This window comes from Paraburkholderia bengalensis (genome assembly GCF_037126505.1).
Lineage (GTDB): Bacteria > Pseudomonadota > Gammaproteobacteria > Burkholderiales > Burkholderiaceae > Paraburkholderia > Paraburkholderia bengalensis.
Genome location: NZ_JACFYJ010000008.1, coordinates 139,714 through 154,105, shown reverse-complemented (window position 1 = coordinate 154,105; position 14,392 = coordinate 139,714). Strand labels below are relative to the sequence as shown.

At 59.7% G+C, this 14,392-nt stretch carries 14 protein-coding genes; 10 read left to right on the top strand and 4 right to left on the bottom strand.

Annotation, left to right across the window (positions count from 1 at the left end):
• The first annotated feature begins 86 nt into the window (after positions 1-86).
• The 3 genes from ilvB to H3V53_RS07995 all read left to right on the top strand — a co-directional run bounded on the left by ilvB (position 87) and on the right by H3V53_RS07995 (position 2,884).
• Positions 87-1,877 (top strand): biosynthetic-type acetolactate synthase large subunit, encoded by a 1,791-nt coding sequence (ilvB, locus tag H3V53_RS08005; protein ID WP_336597497.1) that lies wholly within the window; start codon positions 87-89, stop codon positions 1,875-1,877.
• A gap of 15 nt (positions 1,878-1,892) precedes the next feature.
• Positions 1,893-2,237: an ArsR/SmtB family transcription factor gene (locus tag H3V53_RS08000; RefSeq protein ID WP_419539461.1), complete on the top strand. Its 345-nt coding sequence runs from the start codon at positions 1,893-1,895 to the stop codon at positions 2,235-2,237.
• Positions 2,238-2,461: 224 nt separating this feature from the next.
• Positions 2,462-2,884, top strand: coding sequence for a Rossmann-fold NAD(P)-binding domain-containing protein (locus tag H3V53_RS07995; RefSeq protein ID WP_336597495.1), 423 nt, complete (start codon positions 2,462-2,464; stop codon positions 2,882-2,884).
• Here the strand turns inward: H3V53_RS07995 and H3V53_RS07990 are convergent.
• Complete coding sequence (locus tag H3V53_RS07990; protein ID WP_336597494.1) at positions 2,786-3,226, bottom strand: ester cyclase; 441 nt, start codon at positions 3,224-3,226, stop codon at positions 2,786-2,788. The two genes, H3V53_RS07995 and H3V53_RS07990, sit on opposite strands and share 99 nt — an antisense overlap.
• Positions 3,227-3,632: 406 nt before the next feature.
• Between H3V53_RS07990 and H3V53_RS07985 the strand changes: the two genes are divergently transcribed.
• Together H3V53_RS07985 and H3V53_RS07980 are read left to right on the top strand one after the other, a co-directional pair.
• On the top strand, positions 3,633-3,920 hold the full coding sequence (locus H3V53_RS07985; RefSeq protein WP_336597493.1) for a hypothetical protein: 288 nt from the start codon (positions 3,633-3,635) through the stop codon (positions 3,918-3,920).
• Complete coding sequence (locus tag H3V53_RS07980; protein ID WP_336597492.1) at positions 3,920-4,846, top strand: SMP-30/gluconolactonase/LRE family protein; 927 nt, start codon at positions 3,920-3,922, stop codon at positions 4,844-4,846. Before H3V53_RS07985 ends, H3V53_RS07980 begins: the two co-directional genes overlap by 1 nt.
• On the opposite strand, the gene H3V53_RS07975 is transcribed toward H3V53_RS07980, so the two are convergent.
• From H3V53_RS07975 to H3V53_RS07965, 3 genes are all read right to left on the bottom strand, one after another.
• Positions 4,833-5,795: a LysR family transcriptional regulator gene (locus H3V53_RS07975; protein WP_419539460.1), complete on the bottom strand. Its 963-nt coding sequence runs from the start codon at positions 5,793-5,795 to the stop codon at positions 4,833-4,835. The two genes, H3V53_RS07980 and H3V53_RS07975, sit on opposite strands and share 14 nt — an antisense overlap.
• Positions 5,796-6,445: 650 nt before the next feature.
• A complete protein-coding gene (locus tag H3V53_RS07970) occupies positions 6,446-7,399 on the bottom strand; it encodes a catalase family peroxidase (RefSeq protein WP_336597491.1) in 954 nt (317 codons plus the stop codon).
• A gap of 192 nt (positions 7,400-7,591) precedes the next feature.
• Entirely contained in the window at positions 7,592-7,990 is a 399-nt protein-coding gene (locus H3V53_RS07965) for a winged helix-turn-helix domain-containing protein (RefSeq protein ID WP_336597490.1), read from the bottom strand.
• Positions 7,991-8,286: 296 nt separating this feature from the next.
• On the opposite strand from H3V53_RS07965, the gene H3V53_RS07960 reads away from it, so the two are divergent.
• The 5 genes from H3V53_RS07960 (at position 8,287) to H3V53_RS07940 (ending at position 14,208) form a co-directional block, all read left to right on the top strand.
• Positions 8,287-8,976, top strand: coding sequence for a type 1 glutamine amidotransferase domain-containing protein (locus H3V53_RS07960; protein WP_336597489.1), 690 nt, complete (start codon positions 8,287-8,289; stop codon positions 8,974-8,976).
• A gap of 43 nt (positions 8,977-9,019) precedes the next feature.
• Positions 9,020-9,859, top strand: a complete 840-nt coding sequence (locus H3V53_RS07955; protein WP_336597488.1) for an enoyl-CoA hydratase/isomerase family protein — start codon at positions 9,020-9,022, stop codon at positions 9,857-9,859.
• Positions 9,860-9,865: 6 nt separating this feature from the next.
• On the top strand, positions 9,866-12,046 hold the full coding sequence (locus tag H3V53_RS07950; protein WP_336597487.1) for an ATP-binding protein: 2,181 nt from the start codon (positions 9,866-9,868) through the stop codon (positions 12,044-12,046).
• Positions 12,047-12,206: 160 nt separating this feature from the next.
• A complete protein-coding gene (locus tag H3V53_RS07945) occupies positions 12,207-13,151 on the top strand; it encodes a LysR family transcriptional regulator (protein ID WP_336597486.1) in 945 nt (314 codons plus the stop codon).
• A gap of 355 nt (positions 13,152-13,506) precedes the next feature.
• Complete coding sequence (locus H3V53_RS07940; protein ID WP_336597485.1) at positions 13,507-14,208, top strand: response regulator transcription factor; 702 nt, start codon at positions 13,507-13,509, stop codon at positions 14,206-14,208.
• The last annotated feature ends 184 nt before the right edge of the window (positions 14,209-14,392 follow it).

Genomic DNA, 14,392 nt, shown 5'->3' with positions numbered 1-14,392 from the left:
AAACGGATTGATGAGGGTCAGCTATGGCAAACAACGCACTTACTGGATCGAAACCGCAGCCGGCACCGGAGCAAAACCAGGAAACCATGTCCGGCGCTGACATCATCCTGCGGGTACTGAGCGAGCAAGGTGTCGACACGATCTTCGGATATAGCGGCGGCGCAAACCTGCCGACGTATGATGCAGTGTTTCGGTTCAATGAATTGCACGAAGGAAACCCGGACCGTCAGATCAAGCTGATCGTACCCGCCAACGAGCAGGCAGCGGGCTTTATGGCCGCCGGCTATGCCCGTGCCAGCGGAAGAGTCGGGGTGTTCACGGTGACATCTGGGCCGGGTGCAACCAACGCACTCACGCCAATTGCCGATTGTAATGGCGATTCGATTCCCGTCGTGCTGATTTGCGGACAGGTGCCGCGTTCGGCGATTGGCAGCGATGCTTTTCAGGAAGCGCCCGTCTTCAACATCATGTCGGCATGCGCGAAGCAGGTGTTTCTTGTCACCGACCCGGAAAAGCTCGAAGAAACGTTGCGTAGTGCGTTCGAGATCGCTCGCACCGGTCGTTCTGGGCCCGTGGTAGTCGATGTTCCGAAAGACATTCAGAACTGGAAGGGTACCTATAAAGGACAAGGCACGCTGAAGTTTCGCGGCTACTCTGACCGGCTTCGAATAGTGGCTAAAGGTGCAAGCCTCGATGCGGACAAGCGCGCAGCGTTTTTCGATCTGCTTGAACACAGCGCGCGCCCGCTTTTATATGTGGGTGGCGGCGTGATTGCCTCGGGCGCAGCGGCTGAGTTGAGGCAGTTTTCCGAACGATATCGCATACCCATCGTGACAACGCTGATGGGTCTCGGTTCGATACCCGCGAGCCATGAGATGAGCCTCGGCATGCTTGGCATGCACGGCACGGCATGCGCCAACTATGCGGTGCAGGATTGCGACTTTCTGGTTGCCATCGGCGCGCGTTTTGACGATCGCGTCGCGGGCGGCCGTCCCGAGCAGTTTGCGCCCGGAGCGCGACATGTCGCGCATATCGACATCGACGAGGCCGAAATCAACAAGGTCAAACGGGTCGACTGGTCGCATGTCAGTGATGCGAAAAGTGCGCTGCTGGCGCTGATGGATCACGGCGCCAGCGAATGCTCGCACGCCGCCTGGCTTTCGCACGTGATGGACCTGAAGCGCACACATGGAATGAATTACGACCGGCAAAGCTCGAAGATCCAGCCACAGCTTGTGATCGAGAAGTTGAGCGAACTGACGGGCGGCCGCGCAATTGTCTGCACGGGTGTTGGCCAGCATCAGATGTGGACTGCTCAGTTCTTCGAATTCGTCGAGCCCCGAAGCCTTTTGACGTCGGGCAGCATGGGGACGATGGGTTTCGGGCTGCCAGCGGCGATCGGCGCGCAACTCGCCCGGCCGGACGCGCTCGTGATCGATATCGACGGCGACGGCAGCATTCGCATGAATGTCGGTGAGTTGGAGACGGCTACGACATATGGCGTGCCCGTGAAGGTACTGCTGCTCAACAACCTCGGTGACGGAATGATCCGCCAGTGGCAGCGTCTCTTTTACGACGGGCGGCTGGTGGTCAGCGACAAGGCACTGCATCGGAAGAACTTTGTGATGGCCGCGAAAGCGGACGGCTTTGAATTCGTGCGCCGTGTCGAGGAAAAAAGCGACCTGGAAACGCAATTAATGGCGTTTCTGGCATTTGATGGTCCAGCTTTTCTCGAAGTGATGATCGACGAGAATGCCGACGTGTTTCCGATGGTGGGGCCGGGAAAGACCTACGCCGACATGATTACGGGACCGTTCATCCCTTCGCGGTCGGGAGGCAACACGAAGCGTTCGCAAGAAGCGGCAGATATGTTCTAGAGGATGAGTCCGGCGATGAAAGATTTCGATGCAATGATACGCGCGCTGGCGCATCCCTTCCGTCGAAAGGTGCTGCACTGGCTGGCCGATCCTGGCAGCCATTTTGCGGACACGGAATATGCGCTGTTGCACGGTGTTTCCGCCGGCATGATTCACTCGAAAAGCGGACTGTCGCAGTCCACGGTATCGGCTCACCTCGCGCAGCTTGAACGAGCGGGTTTCATCAATGCTAAAAAAGTCGGGCAGTGGGTGATCTTCACGCGAAACGAAACCGCGATTCATGAGTTTGGCGGATGGCTGCGCGACGACATCGCCCCGCTCGGTGAGCACGGAAACACTGTCGAGGCCGAGCAGACTTGACCGCGCCTGTTGCTTGCTCGCCGGGTCACCTTCGCGCGAGCGCGCGAAGGCGGGTGGTGAATAGGTGGGCGGTTCGCGTCGGTCAGTTGCGAGGGGCGCACCGTTTCAGCTAACGTCTAAGCACGTTTGACGGCAGGGCGTGCAGCGATCCGGTGGATCCAACGTGCGGCGATTGCTGGCTCGACGTCCGCAACCCGTCGACGGTGAAGGTTCGAGTACCGTCATTGAGTTTCCTGTTCGCACCGAGCTTTGGCGTCGTCGATATGAAAAGCAACAGCGTGCACGCATCGGGTGGATGGAACAACGCAGTGACGGCGACGACGGCGGAAGATATCGGTGCGTTGACCGTAGAGATGCTTCTCCGTGAACCGCGAATCGTGAATGAGGTCGTGCGTGTCGCGGGCGACACGATGACTTATCGGCGACTGGCCGATGCGCTCGGCTGCGTGAACGTCGCCTCCATCCCGTCAATGTTCGCGGGCACGCGGACGCAACGCACGTTAGACGTGGCTTCCGCCGACGCCGAAATGCTATTGCTGCGCGCCAATTCAGAAGACTTCGAATCGCTTCGGCGGCTCGCCCAGTTGCCGAAACACCGAAAGCCAATCCTCGATATGCCAGGTTTTGGCAACCATTCCGTCGCGTAGTTGGTGAAAGGAATGGATGGCGAACCGCACTTGTCTCGACGTGGCAGGGATTCCGAGAAGATCGCCGGTCTGCGTCCCTGAGACCTCGGCGCGCACGCCGACGCGGTCGCCATGAATAAGGAGGTCCAGTATTGTGATTTTCATGTCCGGCAGCGCTGTGGCGATATTGGTAAATACCTTGCTCATTTGCTCCGGACCTGGAGCAGCGCCCGGCGGTTCAGGGATATATTCCCAATCTGCCGTGACTACCTGTCGAAGAAGTGAGATGTCATGCGCGGAAAAGGCATGATAGAACTGCTCAATCGTGTGGCGTGTTGCGGATTCGGTGGTGAGGGGTGTCATGGGCGCGGCTCCGTAGACGTAGTGCCTGAACGGCCACAGCACGGCGGCGTAGACAGGTCGCGTCCGCGTATGGCGCTTGCTACTTCAAGCATACATTGCCCGGGGTTCTCTTGCATTCGTGCGGACGGCAAGCAGACGTTCATTTCTTACGTCACCAACATTGTGCAAATGGTGCTCAACCTTTTCTGGCCGTCATCCCCTCGAGGCGGGCAGTAGTCCGCGCCGGCTGCACGCAACACTTCATCGATTGATCATTTTCGCGATCTGCAAAACGATCTTTCCGATCGCGATCTGTCTCCCTGCAAGCGTGATTTCTAGAATGTTGACAAGGATTGGGAGCGTCGCTTTCCGGCACGAACTCGCGTCACCCGCCAATCCCCACGACTGGACCATTAAGGGAGCTTTCATGCAGTTTCTGTTTGCAGTGCGCGTTCAAGGGAGTCTTGCTTCTGTTACCGGTGAACAGCGTGAGCGGGAAGTCGCGTATGTTCGCGAGAAATATGCAGCGGATTCGGTGCGACACATCTGGTCGCGCACCGACGTTGCCGGTGCTTGTCTGTTGATCGAGGCATCAAGCGCAGCCGCAGCACGCGCCGTAATTGAAGGGTTGCCATTGATGCAAGCGGGATTGCTCGTCATCGAGACGTTTGTGCCGCTTCAGCCATATCGTGGCTTTGCTGCTGCGGCCAACTGATGAATCATCCGCCATTCAAAGCGCTTCAGCATGAAGCGGACGCAGCCGAGAAGCTGCGTCTTTACTTTCTCGATCACGGCGGCAATCGCGTGCTGTCCGCGATGAGCGACGGTAGTGATTTGACCGTTCTTGTTGACACACACTGTGTGGCTCCCGACGGAGTTGCCGTCGATGCGGAGCACGGTCACCTCTATTGGACCAACATGGGCGTGCCGTCGCGCAACGATGGTTTCATCATGCGATGCGACCTCGATGGAAGCAACATCACGACCGTCGTGCGTCCCGGCTTCACACATACACCCAAGCAGCTCGTGATCGAGCCGCGCGGCAAGCATCTTTACTGGTGCGATCGAGAAGGCATGCGTGTCATGCGATGCAATCTGGACGGGTCGAACATCAAAACGCTTGTGCAAACCGGCTACGGCGCCTTCGACCAGGCGGATGCGCGCAATTGGTGCGTCGGAATTGCAGTCGATATCGAACGCGAGCAGATTTACTGGACGCAAAAGGGTGCGCCGAAGTCCAACACCGGGCGCATTCTGCGCGCTCCGCTAGGCGGGTTGCGAAACGGCAATACCCCTTTTTTGCGTCGCGATGTGGAGACGCTTTTCAATGCATTACCCGAGCCTGTCGATCTCGAACTCGATACGGCGACGATGACGCTCTACTGGACCGATCGCGGCACACCGCCGCTTGGCAACACGCTCAATCGCGCGTGCCTCGACAATCGTCACGCGAGCGGCTTTCATCACGAAGTACTGTGTGGCGGATTTCAGGAAGCGATCGGAATTTCAGTGCATCGGGATCACAATGTCATCTTCACGAGTGACCTCAGTGGTTCTGTCTATCGAAGCGAGATGCAAGCACAGACGCTATCCGTCGTCATTCAGAACGCCGGTCGTATTACGGGCATCACTGCGCTCTGAATGGAAGTTTGCCGTTGTTCAGGTTTTTCAGCGCGGCCTCTTCGGCGGCCATACGCGCGCTCAGTTCGTGCTTGAGAAAGTCGACGAACGTGCGAATTTTCGCATCGACGTAAAGGCGCGACGGATAAACCGAATAGACGTTGCGAGTGGGTAACTGGAACTTCGGCAAAACCCTCACTAATGCTCCACTGCGCAAATCGTCGATGGCCGAATACACAGCTAACGCGCCGATTCCAGCACCTGCGAGCAGCGCCACCCGCAGCGCCTCCGGATCGTTGACTTTGAACCGTGCTGTCGACGCGTTCGACAGCACCTCTCCATCTGAATTCTCGAGTGTCCAGCCATCCGTCGGAGGCGACGCTGGCGACTGCAACCGGATGCACTCGTGACGGGTGAGGTCGTCGGGCGAGTCAAGCGGAGGACGCTGCTCAAGATACGAGGGCGCCGCAACGAGGACGCTATAACTCGTGCCGGTTGTCTGGCTCACGTAATCGGAGTCGGGAAGCGTCCGCGCTGTGAGGACGGAAACGTCGAACTGTTCTTCAACAAGCCTCGGCATGGCCGCCGACAAGGTGAGCTCGATGTTCACGTCTGAATAACGCCGCTGGTATTCGATGATACAGGCCGCCAGATGCGTCTGCCCAAGTCCCGGCATCGCGTGCACGCGTAGGGTTCCATACGGTTCGATCAGGGCATCGGCCGCTTCCGCGTCGGCATAGTCGAGATCGGCCAGAATCTTCTGGCAGCGCCGATAATAGCGCGCACCTGCTTCAGTGGGCGTGACACGGCGGGTCGTGCGATCAAACAGACGAACGCGCAATTCTTCTTCAAGCGTCGAAATGGAGCGTGAAACGTGCGCAATGCTGCTGTTCAGGACGTTGGCGACGGCCGTGAAGCTGCCAACTTCGACGACACGCGAAAACACGCGTATGTTGTGTATCTTGTCCACAGAACGCTATTCCTTCAAAGTCGTACAGCCGGCCGACAGCATGGGCGATTGCCTCGATTGTCCTGAACTGCTTGCAGCGCTCCCAAGAGAGTCGTTGTACGGACTGGCCGGCAACGGGATGAGTCATTTCGTTCTTCCGGTAGAAATCTTCGAGCACGTTCGCGTGTCGTGGTGCCGACACGCGGTATCAGACGGTCCGCGACGTTTCACGCATCGCCTTCCAGGTGGGAAGGATATTACTATGAAAAACATAGTGTCAAGTTTGACGGCAGCTTCGGACGCGTTTGAAGGTGATAGCTGTGATAGCGTAACGGGGGTCGAAGGGGATCAGGAGCGGTCGTCTTCGAACGAGGAAGTCGCTCCTATGAAATATGGATGGAATCGGGGAGCGATTGTCGCATGCGATTCGAAAGCGGCAAACCCGATCTACACGGATGCGTCGCAGCGTGCGTTGGAAGGTTTCCTCGTTGAGCTGTGGAGTCGTGCGAGTTCGTGGCATTTTGCGGATGTCCATTAGCGTGCGGATCTCAGCGCACAGTAATAATTCCAGTCTGTCGATACGAGTTCCGCAGGTTGGCCTGTTAGACAATAACCGTACCGGTCCTGCAACTAGCATCGGAATCGCGAGGCACGCCAATCACCGCGTGAGTTCAACGACTACGTCGTGCGAACGCCACTCCATAGACAGCAGACCTGATGACGGGCATCGCGTCGTCCGAAAGCTCGATGCCGTCGATCAGGTTGGTCGGGAGGAACAGCAGATCCTTTTGTATCTCCCGGCTGTCGGCAAGAACCCTGTGCACTGTCAGTACACCAAGGTCCACCACGCGACGACCGGCCGGCCATGGCTGGCTTGGATCGCGGGTATCGTCGCCGGGGCCGGCAAGCTGGGCCGTGAAGTGGAACACGACTGGTTTGATCGCAAGGCGCTGCGGCATGTCGTCGATGAGAAAATCACACGGCTGTCTGGCGGCCTCGTCGGCGGTCAAATACACACGCTCTTCCGGCTTCATGATGTACCGCACGGCCTGTCTGCGCCCGGCCTTGTCGACAAAGATAAAGGCGTTGAGACCACGATACTCCTCGTGTGCAAAACTGTCCGGCGTGCCAGCAGAATTGAACGATGCGAGAACCGTTGGATGACGGGCGGCGAAGTCGTCGAACCTTGTCGGCTTGGGCGCATCTTCAGGGCTCTCGCTGATGGCAAACAGGAGATCACGAAACCCCTCGCCAGTCGCCATCGGAAAAGTCGTTATCGCCAGCATCACGATATCCACTTCGGCTCCGCCAGGCAGATGAAATTTGACGGCCATGCCTTTGATATTGCCCGGCGCGCCGTCGGGGATAGCCGGAAAGCCGCCGTCGTTCGAGAAGCGCACGGTGAATGGAATGGGGCTGCCGTCGAAGATTGCAGCTCGGCTCAATGCGGCCGCTGTGGGAGTTGCGACGAAGCAGCCTTCCGCGACAATTCCTTTCGCGTGGTTGACGCGAAAACCGGGATGGGTCCCATAGATCTTGTAGAAAATATCTACGATCTCGCTCGCGAGCGAAGCATAGTCGGCGCCGGATGCTGCGGCGCTGGTTTCGGCTGACGTGTGGCTCATGAGTAGCTCCACATACTTGGAGTGAGGGGCCGCCCCAATCGATCCAGAATTTACTCCGGATGCTTTGACGTTGAACTCGATTTCGCACCCAAGCATGTTGCGATTCCCGTCGCGGTCGGTGTGTTTCCGGACGAGAGATATACGCGGCCCCCAGAGCTGGGCGGAAAGGGCCTATCCCAAGCTGATTCACTATCAGGTGAATTCGGGATCGATCGCCTCGATAAAGCCAACAGGTATGAGACTGCGGCTGTCGTCTGGGCGCATTACGCTCGTCATGGTCATGCTGGCAATTGGCTCCGGAACTTCGTGTTTTAGCGTCAGGCGGTAACCTCGTCCCGGTATATTCTGGATCAGACGTCGGTCTTCGCCCAACGCCTTGCGCAACGCGCACACCTGCACGCGTATATTCGATTCTTCGACGACGGTATCGGGCCACACCTTGCGAAGAATGGTTTCAATCGAAACAACCTGGCCGCGCGCTGCCATCAGCACGGCAAGAATGTCGAATGCGCGGCTGCCAACCGGCACGGAGTTGCCGCGTACCTGGATCTCACGGGTCGACAGATCGACGTCGATGCGACTGGCCTTCATGTTCGTTTCTCACGAGTAGGGCAAATGCTTCTCGAATGTCCACATCAGTTCAGAAAGCGCGATGGCCGTAAGCGGCTGCTGGTTATGGTCGCGTCAAAACGGCCTCCCGAATGATGAAACCGCAAGTGGTCAATCGAGTCGATAGCACGTATGTATCGCTCACTATACTTTGGTATTAGCTCCTGCCCGTTTCGTTGTCGCGGCTATGGGCAGCGACTATATTGCACTTGCCACTTCGAGTGGAACGTCCTGCCCGATTGGCAGGTACACAGTTCTTTCATCATGCGAGTGCGACTATGAAGATTCTGATGGTGTTGACGTCTCATGATCAACTCGGCAATACCGGCAAGAAAACCGGCTTCTGGTTAGAAGAATTTGCGGCGCCGTATTTCACGTTTCTCGATGCTGGCGTCACCATAACCGTCAGCTCGCCTAAGGGTGGACAACCGCCGCTCGATCCGAAGAGCGACACGCCCGAAGGAAAAACAGAACTGACGGAGCGTTTCAAGAACGACCCGGCTGCGCAGAAGGTACTTGCCACGACGGTGAAGCTCGATACCGTCAAGGCCGATGACTACGACGCGGTGTTCTATCCCGGCGGCCATGGCCCGATGTGGGATCTGGCGGAAGACCCGCTATCCATTGCGCTGATCGAAAACTTCTACAACGCCGGCAAGCCTGTTGCCGCTGTGTGCCACGCGCCTGGCGTGCTGCGTCATGTGAAGGTGAATGGCGAGCCGCTTGTGAAGGGCAAGCGCGTGACGGGGTTTACGAACTCGGAAGAAGAAGCCGTCCAGCTCACAAAAGTGGTGCCGTTTCTGGTCGAAGACGAACTGAAGCGGCTGGGCGGACGGTTCGAGAAAGTCGACGACTGGCAGGTGCTGTCGATCATCGATGGCCGGCTCGTGACGGGGCAGAACCCCGCATCGTCGACTGCGGGCGCGCGCGATCTGCTCAAGGTGCTCAAGCAATTGCATTCGAGCTAACCCTTGCATTCGCTCATTGAACCTGGACACCCCGGAGAACGACATGACCGACGCCGGCTCGAATCAGCAGTTTCGGATTGAACGACGCAGCCACGCCTACTGGCGCGTGATTATCGATAACCCGCCGTTCAACATCTACGGTCCGGAATCCATGCCGCAGCTGAACGCAGTCGTATCGGCGCTCGAAACCGATCCTGACGTCAAGGTCGTGGTGTTCGAAAGTGCGGTGCCTGGATTTTTCCTCACACATTACGACTTCATTCCTCCATTGCAGGAGACCATCAGCATGCCGCCGGGGCCGACGGGGATGCCACCGCTGCCGGACATGCTGGCGCGGCTCGGGCGCGCGCCTGTCGTGTCGATCGCATCGATCCGGGGCCGCGCGACGGGCGTCGGCAGCGAACTGGCGCTTGCCAGCGACATGCGCTTCGCGAGCCGCGAAAAAGCGCTGCTGTCGCAGTGGGAAGTGGGCGCCGCGCTGGTGCCGGGCGGGGGGCCGATGAACCGGCTGTCGCGTCTGGTCGGCCGCGGCCGCGCACTGGAAGTGCTGTTGAGCGGCAGCGACATCGACGGTGATCTGGCCGAGCGCTACGGCTACGTCAATCGGGCGTTCGCGGACAGCGAACTCGATGCCTTCGTCGACGCGCTCGCATCACGGATCGCGTCGTTCGACAAGGAGGCGATCGTCGCGATCAAGCGTCAGGTGAATGCCGTCACCTTGCCGTCCGACAAGGATGTGGCGCCCGAATGGGATGCGTTCATTGCATCGGTGGGGCGCCCGCAAGCGCAGGAAAGGATCGCGCAACTCATGCAACTTGGGCTGCAGAAGAATCACGATGTGGAGGCGCGGCTAGGCTACTACACGGGCACGCTGGGACACTAGCATCGCATGACGCACCTGCGCAGAGGCGGAGGTCGCGCGCGGCACCTTGCAGCCACGGCCGCGCAAGGCACGGTCGCGACGTCGAATGTACAACTCGATCTCGCGACCGTGGTCAACATGTCGCGCGCGATCTTCAGCGGCATCGATCTGAACGAGCTGATCCGCACGCTGATGGTGCTCGCGCTCGAACTTGGGGCCGCGACGCGCGGCTTGCTGATTTTCCGTCGCGGCGACGAATTGCGTGTCGAAGCAGAGGCATCGACCGTGCACGACGGCGTAGAGGTGCGATTGCCGGGCGTTCGCGCGACGGGCCATGCGCTGCCCGAGTCCGTGCTGCGCTATGTGATCCGCACGGGCGATAGCGTGCTGCTCGACGATGCATCGGCGCGCAGCCTGTTTTCATCCGACGAGTACGTTCGCCATCACGGCTGCGGGTCCATTCTGTGCCTGCCGCTCGCGGAGCAGACGCGGCTGACGGGCGCACTGTACCTCGAGAACAACCTGACCTCGGACGCTTTCACGCCCGCCCGTACGGCCCTGCTGCGGCTGCTGGCGTCGCAGGCCGCGCTGTCGCTCGAGAGGGCGCGTCGCTATGCCGATTTGCAGGACGCGCAAGCGCTGCTGGCCGATGGGCAGCAACTGAGCCATACGGGCAGCTTCGATTGGCGGGTATCGAGCGGCGAACTGATCTGGTCGAAAGAGACTTTCCGCCTTTTCGGCTACGAGCACGGCGCAGCGCCGACCGTCGAGATGATGTTCAGCCGTGTGCATCCCGACGATGTCGGCTGCGTGCGCCTCGCGTTCGACCGCGCGGCCCGCGGCCGGCAACCGTTCGACATCGAACACCGGTTGTTGATGTGCGACGGGTCGATCCGGCATCTGCAAGTCGTCGCGCACGTCGTGGTCGATGCGCAAAGCCGGCTGCGCGTGCTCGGCGCGCTCAAGGACATCACCGTGCGCAAAGAGGCGCATGCGGCGCTGGAACGCAGCGAACGCCGCTATCGCGGCCTGTTCGTCGACATGCCCGTGGGCCTGTGGCAGATCGAGGCGCAACCGTTGATCGCGCTGCTGTCCGAGTTGCGTTCGCAAGGCGTCGAGAATCTGTCGGCGTTTATGGACGCGCACCCAGACTGGCTGAGCCGCGCGATGGACTTGCTGAGCGTCGCAGAGATCAATCGCCACGCGGCGCAGATGTTCAGCGCGAACGACGGCAGCGAGCTGCTCGGTCCGTCGCCCTGGCTCTGGCGCGAGAGCCCTGGCACGTTCCGGCGCGCGCTCGAAAGCCGTTATCGCGGCGAGGCGATCTTTCAGGAAACTACAAAGCTGCCGACGCTCGACGGGCGGATTATCGACGTTCTCTTGACGCTCGCGCATCCAGACCCGGAGCAGCACCTTGGCATTGCGCTCGTCAGCCTCGTCGATCTGACCGAGCGCGTGCGCGCGCAAACCGCGCTGCAACGTCTCCAGGCCGACTTCGCGCATGCTGCGCGCGTTTCGATGCTGGGCGAACTGACGGCTTCCGTCGCGCACGAGTTGAACCAGCCGCTGTGTGCGATCGCGATGAACAGCGCGATCGGCAACCGCTGGCTTGACCGCGCCGTGCCCGACGTGGCGGAAGCCCGGCAGATCAACCTGCAAATTGCCGCCGATGCGCGTCGCGCGGTGAATATCGTCGATCGCATTCGCGGTATCGCGCTGCGGCGCACGCCTAAGCGTGCTGTCACGCATCTCGACGAATTAATCGACGAATCCCTCATGTTGGTGATGCACGAACTCCAGTCGCGCGGTGTGATCGTGTCGCGACAGCGCGCTGCCGTCCCGCCGATGCTGCTCGCCGACCGCATCCAGTTGGAGCAGGTGATCGTCAACCTGCTCGTCAACGCGATGCAGGCAATGGAGCAGGCGGGCAGCCGCGAGCGCAACATCACGATCCGCACGCAGAGCTGCGATGACGGGACGCTGTGGTGCGCCACAGAAGACAGCGGACCGGGCATTCCCCCCGAGGCGCTCAACCGGCTGTTCCAGAGCTTCTACACGACGAGGGAGAACGGCATGGGCATGGGGCTTCGAATCTGCCGCTCGATCATTGAAGCGCACGGCGGGCGCATCGCAGCCGACAATGGCTCGGTGCACGGCGGCGCGCGTTTTCATTTCAGGCTTCCATCCGCTGCCGGCGCGGGCAACTGAAGGGCCACAGAAGGATCACTGAGGGACCAGCAGGGGACCAATTTTGCCCTGCACATACGATGGTATGAAACCGTCATGCGATGGTGGGGCTCATGCCAGGCAATAGTAGGCTGGTGCGTGCGTTGCTCGCCCGATACGCTAGTTCCGTTGGACCAGGCGTGTGATCGAACACGAACACATCGACGCGAGCTATCCGGCTCGATGGCGATTTATCGGAATGCACATCATGGACGTGGCGGATCTGAAAGTATTCGACGCAGTCGCTCGCCTCGGAAGCATGAGCCGCGCAGCGCTGGAGTTGCATACGGTGCAATCGAACGTCACGGGACGAATCCGGTCCCTGGAATTCGAGGTGGGCGTCGCGCTATTCGAGCGGCACGTGCGCGGCGTGCAGATGACGCCCGCCGGGCAGCGCATGCTGCCCTACGCGGCGCGCGCTGCCCGCCTGGTCGCCGACGCGCGGCTTGCCGCGCTCGATGATGGCCCGCCGAGCGGCACGCTCGCGCTCGGTGCCCTGTGGACCACGGGTGCGCTGCAATTGAGCCACGCGCTGAGCCGCTTCGCGACTCTTTATCCGCAAGTGGCCCTGTCGCTGACCACGGGGACGAGCGATGGGCTGACGACGGCCGTCGCCGACTGCCGTCTCGACGGCGCCTTCGTGGCTGGCCCGCAGCGTGATCCCGGCCTCGACATCGAATGGGTCTTCAGCGAAGAACTCGTGCTCGTGACGCCCGCCGCCATGCAATCGCTGAACGATGTGAGAACCGTCGACAACCTGAAGACGATCGTATTCAGTCAAGGCTGTTCGTATCGCGAGCGGCTTGATTTGCTGCTGGCCGAAATGGGCGTGACGCCGGTCGCCGCGCTGGCGTTCGGTTCGATCGAAGCGATCGTTTCGTGCGTCGCGGCCGGCATCGGCATTACGCTGCTGCCGCAGGCAATCGTCTCCGATGCCGCGCAGCAGAATCGCGTCGCGGTCCACGCGCTCACCTCCGACACGGCGCGCATGGAAACGCTGTTTGTCCGGCGGCGCGATGCGTATCTGTCGAGCGCGATGCGCGCGTTTCTCGATGTCGCGCGCGCCCAGGCCGGGGCCACTGCTTGATTCGCGCCGCAGGCAAACCACGATGGAAAGGTCGAATCGGCGAGCGTTTGGGGCGTTGCTGACGGTCGTCTTTATCGTGCAGATGAGGCGCGTGTTTCTTGCCGCAAAAACCAATAGAACGAGTATCGGTTTTTAATTACGCGCGTTTTGCCACAATCGCCGCGCGCAAAGCGATAGCTTTAAATTGTCCCTCGCTCGAGCACACTGGCTTTCAGCGCTTCATGTAGCAATCCATACGCGACTTTGCTTTGCGCTGATCGCGGTTTTGGGGCAACAATGGAGTGTCCTGCCAAATCTGCGTCAGACAATCCACGCTTAATGAAAAGGATCGCTCACTCAATTAAAGGAGGCGAAAATGGTCTCAGGACCGGGTTCGACTTCGATCGCAAACAACAATGGAAAAATGAAGCCGAACGGCGCACTTTCCGGTGTGTCTTCCGTCGTGTATGTCATTGACGACGACGAATCGATCAGGTTTGTTTTGAATGGTCTCGTGCGCTCGGTCGGTTTGCATGTGGAGACGTTCGAGTCGCCGAAAGATTTTCTCGCTTTTCCAAAGTACGACGTGCCCAGCTGCCTGATTCTCGATGTCAGGCTGCGTGGTGAGAGCGGCCTCGCATTTCAACAGGAGGCGCGGCGTTGCGGCGTGCGCATCCCGATCCTGTTCATCACCGCACATGGTGACATCGAGATGACCGTCAAGGCGATGAAGGCGGGCGCGCTGGACTTCTTCGCCAAGCCCTTCCGCGATCAGGACATGCTCGATGCCATTGCGCATGCGCTCAAGCGCGATGCCGAGCGTCGGGAATCCGAGCACGCGCTCTCAACGCTGCGCGATTCATATGAATCGCTGACACAGCGCGAGCGCGAAGTGATGAAGTTCGTCGTGGCGGGGATGCTGAACAAGCAGATTGCCTACGAATTGAACCTGAGCGAAATCACGGTAAAGATTCATCGCGGCCAGGTGATGAAGAAAATGGGTTCCCGCTCGCTCCCCGACCTCGTTCGAAAGGCCGAGGCACTTGGAACCGATCAGAAGCAATCGGGTTCGAACTGATGTGTGGCGGGCGCGTCGTGCCTTGCGCCCGCTCGCTTGTCGTCGTTGCGCTGGCACCTATTTCTATCTGTCCAGGAGGCAGGTTAGCGTCTTTCATCAAATGCCGATCCGCAAATGCCGAAACGAAGCAATCAGTTTGTACGTCGTTGAAGTTGCTGCTGATCGCATTGCACGTTCTGTCCCT